This window comes from Candidatus Poriferisocius sp. (genome assembly GCF_965214065.1).
GTDB lineage: Bacteria > Actinomycetota > Acidimicrobiia > Acidimicrobiales > Bin134 > Poriferisocius.
In genome coordinates this window covers 416,308-433,162 of the sequence record NZ_CBDCAT010000028.1, presented here as the reverse complement: position 1 = coordinate 433,162, position 16,855 = coordinate 416,308, and the positions used below count along the sequence as shown (strand labels likewise).

The window sequence follows — 16,855 nt, the reverse complement described above, 5'->3', positions numbered from 1 at the left end:
ACTACCGACTAACGGGGAGGACCAGCGAGGCCACCACCGGGGCGAAACTAGTGATGGTCTCGGCCAAGCCCTCAGCAGCACTGGAACGGGCTGTGGCCGCCAGATTGAGGCTTGCACTGGTGAACCCCATGTCCAATACGCCGCCAAGCTGATCGGCGCACTCGTCCGGGGTGCCGACGATGGTGAAAGCCCGCACCAGACGGTCGTCGATCAGATCGTCGAGCGCGGGGTCGTCGAATCGGTTGTGGTCGAAGTACCAACCCCGGCTGCGAGCCAACGCAGCCTCGATGGCGGTCATTCGGTCGGAGGCCACATCCAGTTCGGGCGGCCGGATAATCGTCAGATAGTGAGCGGCGTAGCGCTTGACGCTACGCCGAGCCAGGTCGCCGTCGGGTGAACAGCACAGCGTGAGGCGGGGGGCGATCTCGAATTCGTCCGGGGTGCGCCCGGTCCGAGCCGCGCCCTCGGCCAGCCACACCCGGTATGTGTCAGCCAGATCAGCGGAGAGAAAGCGACCGCCCACCAGGGCGATATCGGCCACCTCGCCGGCCAATCGCATCACTTGGGGACTGCGGGTGCCGATGGAGATGGGCACCGGATGGGCTGCGGGGCGAATGAGCCGCTCACCACCGACTTCTCCCCCACCTAGCAGCGTGCGGATGTCGGCCACCGCCTGGCGCAGGGCAGCCACCGGCTTGGGGTATTCGATGCCCAACGGCTCCAATCCGGCACCTACACCCAGCCCGCAGAAAGCCCGGCCGGGAGCGATGTCGTCCAATGTGGCCAGGGCACCGGCCAGCACCACCGGATGGCGGGTGTAGGGATTGGTGACCATTGCCCCCACTGCGATGCGATGAGTGGCCTGGGCACAAAGGGCCTGAAGCATGAAGCAGTCGGGCCAGAACACCACGTCGGAGATCCCCAATCGGGCAAATCCGGCGTCCTCGGCCAACTGGGCCAGCCGCACCGCGTCAGCAGTGCTCATTCCCGGGCTGATCTCAGCTTCGAGGGTGATGCTCACAGCGAGCGGGAGTCTCGTACTCGTACCAGATCGGACGACTGGTCGGGATCGGTGGACACTTCGATGAGCACGGGGCCGTCGCGGGCGAGCGACGAGGCCAGGGCGTCGGCCAGTGCAGCGTCGTCGTCCACCCGGTGGCCGTCCATGCGAAATGCTCGGGCCACTGCGGCGAAGTCGTGGTCGTCGATGTCCACCGCAGTTCGGCGGTCCGGCCCCTGGAAGTCGTAGACGTTGCCCAGCATCTGGTTGTTAAGCACCAAGAACGTCACCGGCAGACTGTGCTCTACCGCGGTGGCCAGGTTGTGCAGCGACATAAGAAATCCGCCGTCCCCGCTGATCGACAAAACCCGTTCGCCGGGATGGACCATGGCCGCAGCCAGTGCGGCGGGCGGTCCCCAGCCCATGCCCAGGTGCCCGCCGGGCAGGTGCAGGCGTCCGGGGGTTCGGGCCTTGAGATAGTGGTAGGCGAATATTCGGTTGTTGCCGGCATCCAGGGTGATACGGCCATCGGATGGCCACACATCGTTGAGCACCTGCATCACCCGCTGGGGTGGCACCGGGCTGGCCGACTCGTGCAGCACCGGAGGATCTTCGGCCCTCGACTTGATGTCGGCCAGTTCAGCCCATCGATCGGCGGCTGAGTCTTCGTCGACTCCCACCTGCGGCACCAACTCAGCCAGCAGGGCGCCCAACTCGGCGTGGACCCCGAGCTCCACCGGAAAGCTCACTCCCAAGTTGGCGGCTTCGATATCCACCTGCACGATGCGCTGGCGGTCGGCGTCCAACCAGGTGGGAGATTCCACCAGGGTGTCGTGGGGATTGAGGCGCGATCCCAACACCACAACCGCGTCAGCTCGGGCCAGCAGCTCGAATGCCCCCTGCCAGCCGAAGGGGCTCAGGGGCCCTCCCGCCCAAGGGTGGTCGTCGGCAATCACGCCTCGAGCTTTGGCCGTGGTCACCACCGGTACGGCGGCTCGGCGGGCCAGGGCGTCCAACTGGTCGTAGGCCTGGGCCTGGTGGATGCCGTTGCCGGCCACGACCACCGGACGCTGGGCCGTGGACAGCAGATCGGCCATGGCAGTCAATGCCGACGCGTCCGGACGGGGTGGGGCTGCCGACGACACCCGAGTTCGCCGGTAGAGGCGGGGATGGCGAGAGTCATCGGTGCGCCGGAAGATGGCGTCAAGGCGGAACACAACCGCCGCAGGGCCGGGACGGCCCGAGGTGGCGTGGTGGATGGCCAGCTCCACGGCATGCACCGCCTCGTTGGGGGTAGTGGCCACGCTCATGTACTTGGTCATCCCCGACAGGATGCGGGGCAAATCCACCGACCCGTAGTCGCCGGTGGTGCCCTGGGTGGGAGCATGCTGGGGAATGCCGTGGTCGGTCATCTCGGTGAGCACCAGCATGGGTGTGCCCGACAGGTACCCCTCCATGAGTCCGAACCCACCCGAGGAAGCCGCGAACGGCCCCTGGCCGGTGAACACCCCGGGGCGTCCAGTGAGGCGGCCGTACATGTCGGCCATGACCGACGCCTGGTGCTCATGGGCCGCCCTCACGCCCTGCACCCGGTCGGCCACCGAGCGCAGCCCGTCGAACACCTTTATGGAGTAGCCCCCCGGCACGCCGAATACGTGGGTTATACCGGCGTCGGCCAGCACCTCGGCAATGGCGACTCCTGCGGGGGTGCCGTCGCTCATGCGGCCCCAGCTATGTGCTGGCCGATCATGAGCCGCCGATCCAATGCCCGGCATTCACGTCCAGCGAAGCCCCGGTAATGGGCAGCGCAAGATCAGAAGCCAGGAACAAGACCGACCCGGCGATCTCGTCGGCATCGGGGAGGTACTTCAGCGCGGTTTCGTCAGCGGTCTCGTCATAGACCTCCTGGTAGTCCACCCCCCGGGCGTCGGCTTGGGACTGAAGGAAGTTGCGGACTGCGTCGGCAAAGATGTAGCCGGGAAGAACGCTATTCACCCGGATGCCGTCGGGACCCAGCTCCTTGGCCAGGATCTTGGTGATGTTCTCCAACGCGGCTTTGGAGCTGCTGTAAGCCCCCCAACCCGCCTGCCGAATGCGGGTGGACATGGTGTTGACAAAGATGACTCGACCGGCTTCGGCAGCTCTCAGGGCGGGAATGCACGCCCGGGTCATGTTCAGCGAACCGAAGAAGTTAACGTCGAACACGCTTCTCCAGCGGTCCAGGTCGGCGTCTTCCACGTTGATGACGGGAAAGCCGTCGTTGAAGGCGTTGTTCACACATACGTCCAGTCCACCGAACTTCTCCACCGCGGCGTCGACCAGCGCCTGACACTGGTCGGGGTCGGTTATGTCGGTGGACTGCCACACCGTGCGGCAGCCCATCGCCTCGATCTCCTCAGCCAGCGACTCCATCAGCTCGGTACGGCGGGCGCCCAACACGATGTCGGCTCCCTCCCGGGCGAACAGCCGGGCGATCTCGATGCCCAGGCCGGGTCCGATGCCCGATACCAGCGCCACCCGTCCAGCCAGCATGCCAACCATTGCTCCTCCTCCGTCCCGGCGATCAGCTTCAGGTGTGTCCCGGCCCTCTGCGCCGATCTCTCCAGCTTCGCGCAACCCGCGCTCGACTCCCCTAGTGAGGAGGGCCGCTGGTACTTTCATCGGGCGGGAAACCGGTGACGGCAATGAGCGCAGCATTCGGCATCGACATAGGGGGAAGCGGCATGAAGGCCGCGCCGGTAGATGTGGACTCCGGCGATCTTCTCGAGAAGCGATACCGGATCCCCACCCCCAAACCAGGCACTCCCGACAAGGTGGCCGACGTAGTGGCAGAGCTGGTGACTTCGTTCGGGTGGGATGGCCCGGTGGGCTGCGCCTTTCCCGCACCCATTACCCAGGGCACCGTCAAGTGGGTGGCTCATTTGGACGATTCATGGGCCGGCGTCGATATCGCCAAGACGATGAGCGACCGGATCGGCGCCCCAGTGACGATTATCAACGACGCCGACGCCGCGGGAATCGCCGAAATGACCCACGGCGCCGGAGTGGGCCGCTCGGGGACTGTGTGCTTTACCGCTTTTGGCACGGGAATCGGCAGCTCGGTATTCGTGAACGGGAGCCTGGTGCCCAACACCGAGTTCGGCCACCTCTACCTAGCTGGCCATGTCGACGACGTAGAAATGTACACAGCAGCCAGGGTCCGCCAGCGGGATGACTTGGACTGGCAAACGTGGGTGGGTCGCGTGCAGGAGTACTTGGAACACCTTGAGAAGATCATCTCGCCTGGCCTGTTCATACTCGGCGGCGGCATCAGCAAGAACTTCGACATATGGGGCCCGTTGTTGGACATTGACACCGAGTTCGTCGTCGCCCAGATGCGCAACAACGCCGGGATTGTCGGTGCGGCTATGGCGTCGGTCGGCGGAGCCGCAGTTCGTTACGACATCGCTGCTTTGGGCGGCCCCTGAACCTGCCCGCTCTTTCTGCTAGTAGCGGCTGCGGGACTCGATAAACAGGGAGGCGTTGCTGAGGGCGCACAGGCCGGTCTCGTCGTAGAGCCGGGCCCGGGATTGGCCGATACCGTCGGCGTCGGCCCAAGTCTCGGCGTCGATGCAGATCCGACTGCTTATGGGATAGCGCAGTACGTGGATACTCAGGTCAGTGTTGATGGACACGTACTGGTCGAAGGGCAGGAAAGAACCCAAGCCGCTAGTGAAATCGGACATGGCCATCAGGTTGACCAGCGGCGACGTCTCCTCACCCCGCATGAACGGTACCAACAGGCGAACCCAAGTCTTGCTGGGGGTGCCGCCGCGGAAACTGCCGACCACCCGGTCGAACTCCACCACGTGGGGAAAGCCCTCAGGCATCGACTCCCGGGGGTTGAATGCATGGGGCTCCTCGGCGCTGCCCGGCGGAGGGGGCAGCGGAGCGTCGGGTTGTCGATCGGGAAAGACTTCGATCTCAGCACCGGTGCGCACCGAAACCGCCACGGCGGAAGCTACCAGCCGGTCTCCGTCGTAAAGGTTGGCTCGCGTGGTCTGGATCCGCTTGCCGGTGCGGAGCACCTCGGTGGAGACGGCCAGCGGCTTCACCGGCACCCGTCGCAGCATGTCGAGGGTGAAGCGGGCCACCCGCATCGGCACCGGCGTGGGCACTTGCTCCACCGCCCGGGCCAATAGCCCGGCTACCGCCCCTCCGTGCTGCGCACCGAGGTCCCACGGCCCCTGCGCGTTGATGGTCGGGACGACAATGTCGCCGTCCAGGTAGAAAATGGCATCATCACCCACGAAGCCTGCAAGGTAGTACCGCCCCGCCAGGGGGCACGAGACGAACAGAGGAGATGCCGATGAAGCTCTGGGATGAATCGATCGAGGGTTATCGCGCTGAGGCGAAGGCTCTATTGGAACAGCTGCCCTTTACCGGCATACCCAAGGCCGACTTGCCTGAAGACCCAGTGGCCCGAGCGCAGCTCATGCGAGAGAACATGCGGGTCATGGAGCCTGAGCCGTCGCCGATGGCCGTTGAGGACACCATCCCCGGGCCTGCCGGCGATATCCCAGTGCGGATGTTCGTGCCGGACAACCCTAGGGCTATGTTCCTGCACATCCACGGCGGCGGATGGATCGTGGGGCACCCCCAAATGTCCGACGTGGATAACGAGCATGTAGCCAAGCGCCACGGTCTGGCCGTCTTGTCGGTGGACTACAGGCTTGCCCCCGAGCACCCCTACCCCGCCGGGCCCGACGACTGCGAGGCGGCCGCGGCCTGGATGCTCGAACACGGCCCCGAGCGCTGGGGAACCGACAAGATGTTCATCGGAGGCGAGTCAGCCGGCGGGCACTTGGCCGCAGCCACCCTGTTGCGCGTGCGGGACCGCCTCGGTGCCATCGACCGGGTGCTGGGAACCAACCTGGTATTCGGCATTTACGACCTTCGGGGCACCCCGTCGGTCTACGGCAATGGGGGAAACCCCGACATGCTGAATCCCCAGAATCTGCAGTTCATGATCGAGTGTTTCACACCGAGCATATCCGACTCAGATCGGCGCAACCCCGATGTGTCACCCCTGTTCGCCGACCTCTCCGGCCTGCCTTCATGCCTGGTTTCGGCGGGCACCTATGACCACTTGCTCGACGACTCGCTGTTCTTCGCCACCCGCTTGGCCGCAGCAGAGTCGCCGGTGGAATTGGCCGTATACCCCGATTCCCCCCACGGTTTCACTTTGTTCCCCTGCGAGATGGCCAGAGTCCACACCGCCCGCCTCAACGCCTGGATCGCCTCGAAGATGCCCTAGCGGTGCATTCGGTCAGTCGTCAAAATCCTCTTGGTCCAGCACCATGTCCCAGCGGTCGCCGCAGTCTGAGCACCGGTAGGCCACAGAATCGCCGGGCACGGGAGGGTCGTCTTCAGGCCAATATGTGATCCGGTGGCACTGCCCCCCACAGTCCACACAGACAATCCGATCGGCGATCACCGCCTCCAGTGTGCCACCCCTTCATCACCAGCTCATTCTTCCCGCAGGCTCTCCCACTCGTCGAGGAGGCTGGAGTCGGTGGAGCGCACTAGGTCGCGGAGTTCGGCGGTGAGGCTGTCGAGGGCATCGTTGACGGCAGCGGTAGGGATGGTTTGGACCATGGCCTTATAGCAGTCGGACAGATAGCGCAATAGCGCGCCCTCGGAGCGTTTGATCCCATAGCGGGAGACATACTGGTTGAAGGTGTCGCCTATCTCCATGAGGTCGCGGGCCACCGATTTGGGGCTGGGCCGGTCTCGGCCCACCCAGGGGTGGTAGCGGGCGAACACCGCGAAGGCCGGATCGATGAACTCGGCCTCGGGGCGGGGCCAGGTGACCTCTGAGAGCCGCTCCAAGCGCTCCTCATAGGGCACCCGCTCGGCCTTGAGCTGGGCCATCAGGTCGTCGCGGGCCTTGTCCCGCTGGGCTAGCAGCACCACGGTTGGGTCTTCCAGAACCGACTCAACCACGCTGAGTGCCTGCCAGTGGTAGTCGGACGCATCCATGTCGAGCGCGTCCAGCGCCTCCACTGCGAACAGCCCGAGCGGCTGGTTGAGCCGGAACTCGTCTTGCAGGTCGAGGTTCACCCGCACCGGGCGGCCCCGCCCATCGGGGGCATCCAGCACTTCCACAATCTCTGCGTCGATCAGCGACCGGAACACCCCTACCGCACGTCGGATGTGGGCTCTCTGGCGGGCGCGGGGCTCGTGGTTGTCGGTTAAAAGGCGTTTCATGGCCGAACAGCCGTCGCCGGGGCGGTCGAGCACGTTGAGCATCATGGAGTGGGTCACCGCGAAGCTCGACTCCAGGGTCTCGGGTTGGCCGTGCCACAGCCGGCTTAGGGTGTCGCCGTCGTAGTGGGCGTAGTTGTGATCGGGCGGCTTCTTCTTCTTAAGCTTGCGTCGCTTAACTGGGTCGGAGGCGGCCTTGGCTTCGGCTCGGCGGTTATCGATCACGTGCTCAGGGGCCTGTACCCACACGCTGCCCTCCTCGTCGAAACCTTTTCGCCCGGCTCGGCCGGCGATCTGCTGGAAGTCCCTCACTGACAGCACCCGAGTGCGGCGCCCGTCGTACTTGTAGAGGCGGGTGAACAAGACGGTGCGTATGGGCACGTTCACCCCCACACCCAGGGTGTCGGTGCCGCAAATCAGCTTCAGATGACCCTGCTGGGCCAGCTTCTCCACCAGCAACCGGTACTTTGGCAGCAGCCCGGCGTGGTGTACCCCCACTCCGGCCAGCACGAAACGACGCAGGTCCTTGCCGAACGGCGTGTCGAAGCGGAAGCCGCCGATCGCCTCCTTCACGTCTGCCTTGGCGTGGGGGCCCAACACGTCAAGGCTGGTGAGGCTCTGGGCCTGTGCGGTGGCCTCCCGCTGGGTGAAGTGGACGATGTACACCGGCGCCTTGTCGGCGGCCAATAGCTCGGCAATGGACACGTGAAGCGCCGTCTCCCGGTACTCCACATCCAGCGGCACCGGCCGCTGGGCTGAGGCCACCAGCGCGGTGGACCGGCCGTTTCGCTGGCTGAGGTCCCGGCGCAGGGCGGTGGTGTCACCCAGGGTGGCCGACATCAACAGGAACTGGGGTCGGCTCAGCTCCAACAGCGGCACCTGCCAGGCCCAGCCCCGATCCCGATCGCCGTAGTAGTGGAACTCGTCCATCACCACCAGATCGGTATCGGTCTCGCACCCCGACCGCAGAGCCCGCTGGGCCAGGATCTCGGCCGTGCAAGCGATCACCGGCGCATTCCCGTTCACGATGGCGTCCCCGGTGACCATCCCCACGCTCTCGGCTCCGAAAGCCGCTACCAGCTCAAAGAACTTCTCGCTGACCAACGCTTTGATCGGCGCGGTGTAGACAGCCCGGCGCCCCTGGGCCAGCGCGGCGAACGCACCGGCCAGCGCCACCAGCGACTTGCCCGAGCCGGTGGGAGTGGCCAATACCACGTTGTCGCCCCCCAACAGCCGCAGCACCGCCTCCTCCTGATGGGGGTACAGCTCCAGCCCGGCCGCCTCGGCCCAATCGCAGAAGGCGCCCAGCAGCTCATCGGGATCGCCCGCATCGGGCATGAAGCCACCGAGGACCGGGTGCGCAGACATGGCGCAACCAGGGTAGGGGTGCCCGAAGCGTGACAGGCTACGGGGGATGAAGTTCGGGCTCTATCTCATCGGCAGCGCTACCGGGGCATCAGGACCGCCGGCGGCGCCAATCGCCGATCCCGATTTCTTGGCCGAGTTGGGCGCGACCCGCATGATCTATAGCACCCACGATCCCGATTTGGCATTGGCTCAGGCCACCTTGGACCGCTTCGCCGCTGAGGTAGTCGACCAATTTTGACCCCGGTCAGCGACACATTCTGTGTCAAAACTGCTGACTTCACGTTGATTTCGTGATTTCTCGAAAAATTTCTTTTACACAGGCTGCGCCTTACCTCAATTCGCCAAGTCCAAACCAAAAGCCCAGTTCACAGGATTGCCTTGGGTTGTCCACAGGAAGATTTCCACAGGTAGATGTGACGCAAACCCGCAAATTCTCTCCCCAAGACCACTGAAGTGGGAATTATTTGAGAATTTGGATCGCGAGAATGCCCGCTCTATTTCCGTCAGTTCCGTGAACCGCGGCCCTGGCGGAGCAACGAGGAAGGAGCAAACTCATGAACCACACTGTGGAGAACCTTGTCGGCCCGGCCGACGCTTGCCAGATGCTTGGCATCGACCATCAGGTCCTGCTGCGAAGCATCAACGACGGGATTGTGCCCGCCTATCGAATCGGTGACGCCGTCAGATTCCGTCCCTCAGAGCTGCGCCATCCCGCTCTATCCGGCCTGGCCGAGTTCTATCGCTCGGGACGCGGCCATTTCGCCGCCTGACCCCCCACCCTCCGCCCCCGGCCGCGTCAACCCCCGCGCGTCCGGGGGCGGCAGGGCGTCCTTCGCTGTTGCCGGGCTTTGCCGGGCACCTCGCCCCGCAGGGGCGTCAAGTCGACCTCAGGGCAGAACGGTCTGAGTGTCGCGGCCAGACCGCAAGACGGTACCGGGAGCCGCGCCGGTCACTTGTCCGTCAATCACGATTTCAGTACCGCCCACCAGCACACGGTGGACACCCTGGGCGCCGGCAAACAGGCGCATACAGTCGCCGGGCAGATCGGTGCGTGCCTCGATGGGGTCGGAGGCAACAGTGGCCGGATCGAACAGCACCAAATCAGCGTGCCAGCCCTCTTCCACCCGGCCCCGATCCTTCAGCCCGAACAAGCGGGCAGGCACATCGGTCATCAGCCGTACTGCCTCCTCCAGCGGAAGCAGACCCCGATTTCGCACGATGTCGCCGAGGATGATGGTGAAATAGCGGGTGCCGCACATGCGGTCGAGATGGGCCCCAGCGTCGGAGCCGCCCACGATCACCCGGGGATCCCGCCAGTGCTCGGTCCGATGGGCCCAGCTCTCAGCAGAGTCGTCGGCATTTATGGGCCACAGGTCGGTGCGCAGATCGTCGGCCAGAACAATGTCGCAGAGCGTGTCGAAGGGGTCCTGGCCCCGCTCAGCGGCGATGTCGCCCACTCGCCGCCCGGTAAGCCCGTCGTTCTTCGGGGAGTAGGTGGTGCCGATCTCCATGTTCTCCCACTGGGCCATGTGGTAGAAGCCGCCGCTACCCGACTGGGCCTGCTCGTTGAGCCACCGCCGCTTCTCCGGGTCGGCCAGCGCGGCCATCTTCTCCTCGTGGGGAAGGTTCATAGTGTCCTTCCATCCCGGCATGTTGTACAGCGGACAGTAGGTGGCGAAACACAGCTTCAACCCGCCGATGGTGGGCATCGACAACGCCACGATGCGCCCGCCCACCTCGGCAGCTACATCGGCCGCCCCGAGCTGGTGGTTGGTCCGGTCTTTGGTGTCGGCGCTCACCGTCAGCACGTTCCAGTTCAAGGGCCGCTGAGCCCGAGCCGACATCTGGCTCATAAGCTCGATCTCCTCGTCGCTGAAGGTGCTCAGGCAGCCCGAGGTGATGAACTCCAGCCAGGTGCCGGGGTGATCGGACACTGCCCCGGACAAGGCCAGCACCTCTTCGGTGGAAGAGAACCGGCTGGGTACCGGCTGGTTGTCGCCGTCCCAATGGGTGTAGGCCAGCGAAGTGGAGAACCCCATGCCGCCGGCGTTCAGCCCGTCATGGAGGGCTTGCACCATTTGGTCGAGCTGACCAGAGCTAGCGGGCTGATCGGCGTCGGACCCCATCACGTAGCGGCGCAGAGCCGAGTGGCCGACCAGGAAGCCGGCGTTGACCGCGGTGCGGCCGTCGAGGCGGTCGAGGAACTCTCCGAACGTCTCCCAATCCCACGGCACCCCCTGTTCCAGCGCCGGTAGGGGCATCCCCTCCACCATGGCCATCATCTCTTGCAGGTAGCGGGCGTCGTCGGGATTCACCGGAGCGAGCGAGAATCCGCAGTTGCCCCCCAGCACGGTGGTCACCCCGTGCATCGGCGACGGCGTGGCCGCCGGGTCCCAGAACAGTTGCGCGTCGTAGTGGGTATGGGGATCGATGAACCCCGGCGCCACCACCAGCCCATCGGCATCTACCGTCCGAGCCGCCTCACCAACCACTTGTCCGATCTCCGCAATCCGCCCCCCAGAAATAGCCACATCAGCCGCAACAGGAGCCGCCCCAGTCCCGTCCACCACCGTGCCGCCCCGAATCACCAGATCAAACATGCCCCCCACAGTAGGCGCGCCCTGTGACAAATCCCCTGGCGAAATGGGCATGCCGACACAAAGGGGCTACCAGTAGAGTTGTCGCATGGTCGTGGAACTAGACCTCAGCCCTGACTGTGAAGCGGCGTTGCGGTCCGCTGCCCAACAAGCCGGCCGCACCGTGGATGAGACGGTTCACCTAGCCATTGAAGCCTTCGTCGAGCAGCAAGACATAGAACAATGGCGTGCGGCAGCTCGTCAAAATATTGCCGACCACGCGGAGACCCTGCGACTCCTTGGAGAATGACCAGCCCACCCGGCCCCCTCAATCTCACGAAACTGCTGGCCATCGCCGAGGAGTACTTTGGATCACCATTGCCGATACGTGAAATCGGCCTCTTGGAGTCCGCGGCTGCCCAGCCCTACGTCACGGTTTTCGGTGAAGATGCCTACCCCAGCCCCTGGGACAAGGCCGCCGCGCTGCTCAGAACAATCGTTTCAAACCACCCACTAGTTGATGGCAACAAACGACTGGGCTGGCTCGCTGCAACGGCTTTTCTCACCCGAGTTGGATACTCAACCAGCCACATCACTTCATCTGACGCTGTAGACCTGGTGCTCCGAGTTGCCACTGAACACCTGGAAATTGACACCATCGCTCGGGAGCTACGTGCTCTTACTCTAGGCACCGAGAACAAAGAGACATAGGAAAGAGCCGCCTAGCGGGACGCGGTTACTGCCCTCCACACACTGTCTCTAAACACAGCTGCCGCTATCCACGAATTTAGGTCCAACGTCAACAGGATCACTCTGATCTGAAAAACCGTTGACATCCCCGCAGCAGCATCGGTAAAGTCTCTACTGTCTGCGGTCCGGTTAGTAAGCGTAAGCTGAATGCAGCCGACATACCGCGGCGACGGGACCCCGGAACGCACGGGGTCCCTTTTTTGCGCCACGAACTGCCCGGCCCTCTGGCTCCGACACCACCCGATGGCTCGTCTAGCTCCTCGACCGCTTCGTCAGCGACTTCGTCCTCCACACCGCCATCGGCGGCACACCCTCATCACGAGTGCACAACCTCTGTGGGCTCTACACCTACTCCATAGATCGGCCGGAGTGGATGCCCCCTACGGCAATACCGTCTCGGTATCGCGGCCGGAGCGGAGGAGGGTGCCGGGGGTGGCTCCTGTGGGGTCGCCGGCGGTGATGATCTCGGTGCCGTTGACCAGCACGTGCTCTACGCCCACGGCGCCGGCGTAGAGGCGCTCGCAGCCGCCGGGGAGGTCGGTGCGCTCCACTATGGGCTCTGAGGCCACGGTGTCGGGGTTGAACACCACCACATCGGCGCAGTAGCCCTCGGCTACTCGGCCCCGGTCTTTGAGGCCGAACAGGCGGGCGGGCTCGTCGGTCAGGAGCCGCACGCACTCCTCCATCGACAGCAGGCCCCGGTCGCGCACCGCAATCGCCAGCATCTCGGTGGGGAAACGGGCCCCGCACATACGGTCGAGGTGGGCTCCGGCGTCGGAGCCGCCCACCAGCACCCGCTGGTCCCGCCACAACTCGGCCCGCTGCTGCCAGGCCAAGTCGATGTCGTCGGACGACTGGGGCCACAGCGCGGTTCGCAGGTCGTCGGCCACCACGATGTCGAGCAGGGCGTCGAACGGATCCACCCCCCTCTCGGCGGCGATGTCGCCCACCTTGCGCCCGGTCAGCCCGGCATTCTCCGGGGCGAAAGTGTCGCCGATCTCCATGTTGGCCCAGGTGGAGATGAACTGGAACGGGCCTTCGGAGCTGCGGGCCTGTTCATCTAGCCACTGTCGCACCGCGGGGTCGGCCAGCTTGGCCTTCTTCTCATCGTGGTCCAGATACAACACGTCGCCCCAGTTGGGCAGCAGATACAGGGCGCAGTAGCTGGCGAAGCTCATCTTCAGCCCGCCGATGGTCGGCATCGAAAGGGCCACGATGCGCCCCCCGGCCTCAGCAGCCGCATCCGACGCCCGGAGCTGGTGGCGGGTGCGGTCCATCATGGTGGAGGCGTGGGAGAGCACGTTCCAGTTGAGCGGCCGCTGGGCCCGCACCGACATCTGGGTCATCAAGTCGATCTCCTCGTCGCTGAAGAACGCATTGCAGCCGGTGATGATGAACTCCAGCCAGGTGCCGGGATGCTCAGACACCGCACCGCATAGGGCCAACATCTCGTCGCGATCAGCGAAATACGACGGCACCGGGTCGTTGTTGCCGTCGGAGTGGGTGGTGGACTGCGACGACGAGAACCCCAGCCCGCCGGCCTCCAGCGCCCCGTGCAGCACCCGCACCATCTCGGCCACCTGTTCGGAAGAGGCTGCATTGCCGGTGCCCTCGGCTCCCATCACAAAGCGGCGCAGGGCTGAGTGCCCCACCAAGAACCCGGCGTTCACCCCGATACGCCCATCAAGGGCATCCAGGTACTGGGCGAAACTCGACCAGCTCCACGGCAAGCCCTGCTCCAAAGCGGGCAGGGGCATGCCCTCCACCTTGGCCATCATGCGGCGGATGTAGTCGGCGTCGTCGGCCTTCAAAGGGGCCAGCGTGAACCCGCAATTGCCGCCCAGCACGGTTGTCACCCCGTGCTCGTTGGAGGGAGAGGCCAGCGGATCCCAGAAAAGCTGGGCGTCGTAGTGGGTGTGGGCGTCGATGAATCCCGGCGCCACCACCAGCCCGTCGGCATCGATGACGCGGGCCGCGGCCTCGTCCACCGCCCCCACCGAGGTGATTCTCCCGCCGCTGATGCCCACATCGGCGACGAACCCCGGCGATCCGGTGCCATCCACCACTGTGCCGCTTTTGATGATCAGATCAAGCATGGGGACAGACTAAACCAGCCCGGTGACAGGCCCCCCAGCCAGCCGTCGCCACCCTGCCGCAGAGTACGCTCGGCCCATGCCTGAGATCCCCCGGATCATCTCGGTGGACGACCACGTGGTGGAGCCCCCCACGCTGTGGACCGACCGCCTGCCCCGCAAATACCTCGACATCGGGCCCCGAGTGGTACGCGAGACCATTCAGAAAGACCTGGTCATCCACGACCACGAGCCGGTATGGGTGGACAGCGACGTGGAGCGAACGGTGGACTTCTGGCTCTACGAAGACCTCAAGCGCGCTGTGACCCGGCTAAGCGCGGCGTCGGGATATCCCAAAGAGGAAGTCGACGCCCGGCCCATCAACTACGAGGAGATGCTCCCCGGCTGCTGGCAGCAACAAGCCCGCCTCGACGACATGGACCTCAACCACGTCGAGGCCGCCATGTGCTTCCCGATGTTCCCCCGCTTCTGCGGCCAGACGTTCATGGAGGCGGCCGACAAGGAACTGGCCCTTTTGTGCGTGCAGGCCTACAACGACTGGATGATCGAGGAGTGGTGCGGCGGCACCGGAAGCCGGCTCATCCCGCTGCCCCTCATCCCCCTGTGGAACCCGAATCTGGCCGCGGCCGAGGTACGGCGCAATGCCGACCGGGGAGCGCACGCGGTGGCCTTCACCGAGTTACCCACCAACCTGGGCCTGCCGTCAATCCACGACGCCGACGGCCACTGGGAGCCGCTGTTCGCGGCTTGTGAGGAGACGGCCACCGTCTTGTGCATGCACATCGGCTCAGGGTCGCGCATGCCGTCCACATCGCCGGATGCCCCGCCGGCGGTACCGTCCACCCTCACGTTCAACAACGCCATGGGATCGCTGGCCGACTGGCTGTTCTCCGGGGCGTTCATCCGCTACCCCGACATCAAGATCGCCTACAGCGAGGGCCAGATCGGCTGGATCCCCTACATCTTGGAGCGGGCCGACGTGGTGTGGGAGCACAACCGGGGGTGGAATCGGGTGTGGGGCGTGATCCCCGAGCCGCCCAGCAGCTATTTCGCCGACCATGTGTACGGGTGCTTCTTCGACGACCGCTTCGGGCTGGCCAACCTCGACGCCATCGGGGAGGACAACGTGACATTCGAAACCGACTATCCCCACTCCGACAGCACCTGGCCTCACACCAAGGAGGTAGCCGAGAAGCTATGCGAAGGGCTGTCCGACGAGGTGATCTACAAGATCATGCGGGGCAACGCCATCAAGATGCTCAGTCTTCCCTTCGACCAGTAGAAGCCCGGCGCCGGCCTTGATCTATGACTTCGTGATCGTCGGAGGGGGCTCCACCGGAGCGGTGCTGGCCGCCCGGCTGTCGGAGAACTCGGGAACATCGGTGTTGCTGCTGGAGGCCGGGCCTGTCGAGCCTGATCCCGACGCCGACCGCCTGGGCGCGGTGGACTTCTCCCACACCGGGCGCGATTGGGGCTTTCAGGCCCGCACCTCCGGCGAGGCCACCGCCCCCTACCCGCAGGGCCGGACGCTTGGCGGGGGGTCGGCGGTGAACGGCGGGGTGGCGCTTCGGGGGATGCCCAGCGACTACGACTCCTGGGCCAGCCCCAACTGGAGTTGGGAGGCCATGGCCCCGTGCTTTCACCGTCTGGAAGACGACCCCCTGGGAGGCGAGCTCCACGGCACCGGCGGCCCCATTCCCATCCGTCGGGCGGCCAAAGACGATCTGGTCGCTCCCCAGCGACAACTGCTGGCCGCGGCCCAAGACAACGGCCTGGGGTGGGTGGACGACCACAACGACGGCGTGTCGGAGGGCATCGGCCCGTCGCCCCAAAACGTGGTGGACGGCATACGAGTGTCTACCGCCATGGGCTACCTGCACCCCGCCGACGGTCGGAAGAACCTGGAGATCGCCGGCGGGGCCTACGCCCACCGCATCGTGATCGAACGGGACCGGGCCACCGCGGTGGCCTACTCCACGGGCGCAGGCTCCAGCTTGGAGCAGGTCCGGGGACGACGCATCGTGGTTTGCGCCGGCGCCCTCAACTCACCGGCGCTGTTGATGCGCTCGGGAATCGGGCCGGTGCGGGACCTCGAGGCCATCGGCATCCGCTCGGTGGCCAACCTCCCGGGCATGGGCGCCAACCTGATGGAGCACGTAGGGGCATTCGTTTTCGTCGTCCCCCCGGAAGGAACAGTGACCACCGACATGGTCCAGCACCAGCTGTTGGTGCGCTACAGCTCGCCCGACAGCCCGGTGACCAACGACATGCAGATCGGCATGATGAACCACTGGGACCTCAGCCAGAACCCGGCCTTGGCCGAGACGTGCGGTGCCCAGTTGATCTGGGGCATCTGCGCCGGCATCCAATCCCCCCGCTCAAGAGGACGCCTCCGGGTTCTGTCGCCGGACCCCGGCCACCCACCGGTCATCGATCTGAACCTGCTGGACGACCCCGAAGACCTAGCCCAGCTCACCGCAGGGCTGCGGCTCTGCTACCGGTTGGCCACCCATGAGGCACTGTCTGAGAGGTTCGAACGGGTGGCGGTGGTCGACGAGTCAGCCTTCGCCGAAGGGGACGACGAAGACCTAGCCGACCACGCCCAACAATTCAGCTTTCCCTGGTACCACGCCTCAGGCACATGTCGAATGGGGCCCGATCCCGACGCCGGCGACGTCGTCGACGAATTTGGCCGGGTCCACGGCATCGACCGCCTGTCGGTGTTCGACGCCTCAATCTTGCCCATGATCCCCCGGGCCAACACCAACCTGACCTGCATCGCTTTGGGCGAGCGGGCCGCAGAGCTGCTGCAATAGAAGCAT

General features: G+C 65.2%; 16 protein-coding genes. 8 read left to right on the top strand and 8 right to left on the bottom strand.

Translation table 11 applies throughout. The annotated features are described in order from the left end of the window. Window position 1: 1 nt before the first annotated feature. The 3 genes from ACOOGG_RS13330 to ACOOGG_RS13320 are packed head-to-tail and all read right to left on the bottom strand — an operon-like array spanning window position 2 to window position 3,616. Window positions 2-1,021 carry an LLM class flavin-dependent oxidoreductase gene (locus ACOOGG_RS13330; RefSeq protein ID WP_420435827.1) on the bottom strand — a complete coding sequence of 340 codons (1,020 nt, stop codon included), beginning with the start codon at window positions 1,019-1,021 and terminating at the stop codon, window positions 2-4. Then, window positions 1,018-2,721 carry a thiamine pyrophosphate-binding protein gene (locus ACOOGG_RS13325; RefSeq protein ID WP_420435825.1) on the bottom strand — a complete coding sequence of 568 codons (1,704 nt, stop codon included), beginning with the start codon at window positions 2,719-2,721 and terminating at the stop codon, window positions 1,018-1,020. The genes ACOOGG_RS13330 and ACOOGG_RS13325 overlap by 4 nt, the downstream gene beginning before the upstream one ends. 25 nt (window positions 2,722-2,746) lie before the next feature. Continuing rightward, window positions 2,747-3,616: an SDR family oxidoreductase gene (locus ACOOGG_RS13320; protein ID WP_420435823.1), complete on the bottom strand. Its 870-nt coding sequence runs from the start codon at window positions 3,614-3,616 to the stop codon at window positions 2,747-2,749. A gap of 68 nt (window positions 3,617-3,684) precedes the next feature. Between ACOOGG_RS13320 and ppgK the strand changes: the two genes are divergently transcribed. After that, window positions 3,685-4,467, top strand: coding sequence for a polyphosphate--glucose phosphotransferase (ppgK, locus tag ACOOGG_RS13315; protein ID WP_420435821.1), 783 nt, complete (start codon window positions 3,685-3,687; stop codon window positions 4,465-4,467). Window positions 4,468-4,485: 18 nt separating this feature from the next. Here the strand turns inward: ppgK and ACOOGG_RS13310 are convergent, their stop codons facing one another. After that, entirely contained in the window at window positions 4,486-5,289 is an 804-nt protein-coding gene (locus ACOOGG_RS13310) for a thioesterase family protein (RefSeq protein WP_420435819.1), read from the bottom strand. A gap of 59 nt (window positions 5,290-5,348) precedes the next feature. Between ACOOGG_RS13310 and ACOOGG_RS13305 the strand changes: the two genes are divergently transcribed. Next, window positions 5,349-6,296 carry an alpha/beta hydrolase gene (locus ACOOGG_RS13305; protein ID WP_420435817.1) on the top strand — a complete coding sequence of 316 codons (948 nt, stop codon included), beginning with the start codon at window positions 5,349-5,351 and terminating at the stop codon, window positions 6,294-6,296. Window positions 6,297-6,308: 12 nt separating this feature from the next. Here ACOOGG_RS13305 and ACOOGG_RS13300 read toward each other — a convergent pair whose 3' ends face one another. After that, window positions 6,309-6,476 carry a hypothetical protein gene (locus tag ACOOGG_RS13300; protein ID WP_420435815.1) on the bottom strand — a complete coding sequence of 56 codons (168 nt, stop codon included), beginning with the start codon at window positions 6,474-6,476 and terminating at the stop codon, window positions 6,309-6,311. Between the two features lie 32 nt (window positions 6,477-6,508). Continuing rightward, window positions 6,509-8,614 (bottom strand): DEAD/DEAH box helicase, encoded by a 2,106-nt coding sequence (locus tag ACOOGG_RS13295; RefSeq protein WP_420435813.1) that lies wholly within the window; start codon window positions 8,612-8,614, stop codon window positions 6,509-6,511. 46 nt (window positions 8,615-8,660) lie between these two features. Here ACOOGG_RS13295 and ACOOGG_RS13290 point away from each other — a divergent pair, with 46 nt between their 5' ends. Together ACOOGG_RS13290 and ACOOGG_RS13285 are read left to right on the top strand one after the other, a co-directional pair. Beyond that, window positions 8,661-8,852, top strand: a complete 192-nt coding sequence (locus ACOOGG_RS13290; protein ID WP_420435811.1) for a hypothetical protein — start codon at window positions 8,661-8,663, stop codon at window positions 8,850-8,852. 316 nt (window positions 8,853-9,168) lie between these two features. Continuing rightward, on the top strand, window positions 9,169-9,384 hold the full coding sequence (locus ACOOGG_RS13285; protein ID WP_420435809.1) for a helix-turn-helix domain-containing protein: 216 nt from the start codon (window positions 9,169-9,171) through the stop codon (window positions 9,382-9,384). A gap of 117 nt (window positions 9,385-9,501) precedes the next feature. On the opposite strand, the gene ACOOGG_RS13280 is transcribed toward ACOOGG_RS13285, so the two are convergent. Next, window positions 9,502-11,214 (bottom strand): N-acyl-D-amino-acid deacylase family protein, encoded by a 1,713-nt coding sequence (locus ACOOGG_RS13280; protein ID WP_420435807.1) that lies wholly within the window; start codon window positions 11,212-11,214, stop codon window positions 9,502-9,504. An 85-nt stretch (window positions 11,215-11,299) separates the two neighbouring features. Here ACOOGG_RS13280 and ACOOGG_RS13275 point away from each other — a divergent pair, with 85 nt between their 5' ends. Then, window positions 11,300-11,500 carry a hypothetical protein gene (locus ACOOGG_RS13275; RefSeq protein WP_420435806.1) on the top strand — a complete coding sequence of 67 codons (201 nt, stop codon included), beginning with the start codon at window positions 11,300-11,302 and terminating at the stop codon, window positions 11,498-11,500. Next, window positions 11,497-11,901, top strand: a complete 405-nt coding sequence (locus ACOOGG_RS13270; RefSeq protein ID WP_420435804.1) for a type II toxin-antitoxin system death-on-curing family toxin — start codon at window positions 11,497-11,499, stop codon at window positions 11,899-11,901. The genes ACOOGG_RS13275 and ACOOGG_RS13270 overlap by 4 nt, the downstream gene beginning before the upstream one ends. Window positions 11,902-12,320: 419 nt before the next feature. On the opposite strand, the gene ACOOGG_RS13265 is transcribed toward ACOOGG_RS13270, so the two are convergent. Then, window positions 12,321-14,036, bottom strand: a complete 1,716-nt coding sequence (locus tag ACOOGG_RS13265; RefSeq protein WP_420435802.1) for an N-acyl-D-amino-acid deacylase family protein — start codon at window positions 14,034-14,036, stop codon at window positions 12,321-12,323. A gap of 76 nt (window positions 14,037-14,112) precedes the next feature. Here ACOOGG_RS13265 and ACOOGG_RS13260 point away from each other — a divergent pair, with 76 nt between their 5' ends. Together ACOOGG_RS13260 and ACOOGG_RS13255 are read left to right on the top strand one after the other, a co-directional pair. Continuing rightward, complete coding sequence (locus ACOOGG_RS13260; protein ID WP_420435800.1) at window positions 14,113-15,315, top strand: amidohydrolase family protein; 1,203 nt, start codon at window positions 14,113-14,115, stop codon at window positions 15,313-15,315. A 16-nt stretch (window positions 15,316-15,331) separates the two neighbouring features. Continuing rightward, a complete protein-coding gene (locus ACOOGG_RS13255) occupies window positions 15,332-16,849 on the top strand; it encodes a GMC family oxidoreductase (protein ID WP_420435798.1) in 1,518 nt (505 codons plus the stop codon). Window positions 16,850-16,855: the final 6 nt, after the last annotated feature.

What these genes read in the sequence shown, in the direction of transcription:
- ACOOGG_RS13325 (WP_420435825.1), bottom strand. Translation starts at nt 2,721, where the DNA reads ATGAGCGACGGCACCCCCGCAGGAGTCGCCATTGCCGAGGTGCTGGCC.
- ppgK (WP_420435821.1), top strand. Translation starts at nt 3,685, where the DNA reads ATGAGCGCAGCATTCGGCATCGACATAGGGGGAAGCGGCATGAAGGCC.
- ACOOGG_RS13305 (WP_420435817.1), top strand. Translation starts at nt 5,349, where the DNA reads ATGAAGCTCTGGGATGAATCGATCGAGGGTTATCGCGCTGAGGCGAAG.
- ACOOGG_RS13295 (WP_420435813.1), bottom strand. Translation starts at nt 8,614, where the DNA reads ATGTCTGCGCACCCGGTCCTCGGTGGCTTCATGCCCGATGCGGGCGAT.
- ACOOGG_RS13290 (WP_420435811.1), top strand. Translation starts at nt 8,661, where the DNA reads ATGAAGTTCGGGCTCTATCTCATCGGCAGCGCTACCGGGGCATCAGGA.
- ACOOGG_RS13285 (WP_420435809.1), top strand. Translation starts at nt 9,169, where the DNA reads ATGAACCACACTGTGGAGAACCTTGTCGGCCCGGCCGACGCTTGCCAG.
- ACOOGG_RS13280 (WP_420435807.1), bottom strand. Translation starts at nt 11,214, where the DNA reads ATGTTTGATCTGGTGATTCGGGGCGGCACGGTGGTGGACGGGACTGGG.
- ACOOGG_RS13275 (WP_420435806.1), top strand. Translation starts at nt 11,300, where the DNA reads ATGGTCGTGGAACTAGACCTCAGCCCTGACTGTGAAGCGGCGTTGCGG.
- ACOOGG_RS13270 (WP_420435804.1), top strand. Translation starts at nt 11,497, where the DNA reads ATGACCAGCCCACCCGGCCCCCTCAATCTCACGAAACTGCTGGCCATC.
- ACOOGG_RS13265 (WP_420435802.1), bottom strand. Translation starts at nt 14,036, where the DNA reads ATGCTTGATCTGATCATCAAAAGCGGCACAGTGGTGGATGGCACCGGA.
- ACOOGG_RS13260 (WP_420435800.1), top strand. Translation starts at nt 14,113, where the DNA reads ATGCCTGAGATCCCCCGGATCATCTCGGTGGACGACCACGTGGTGGAG.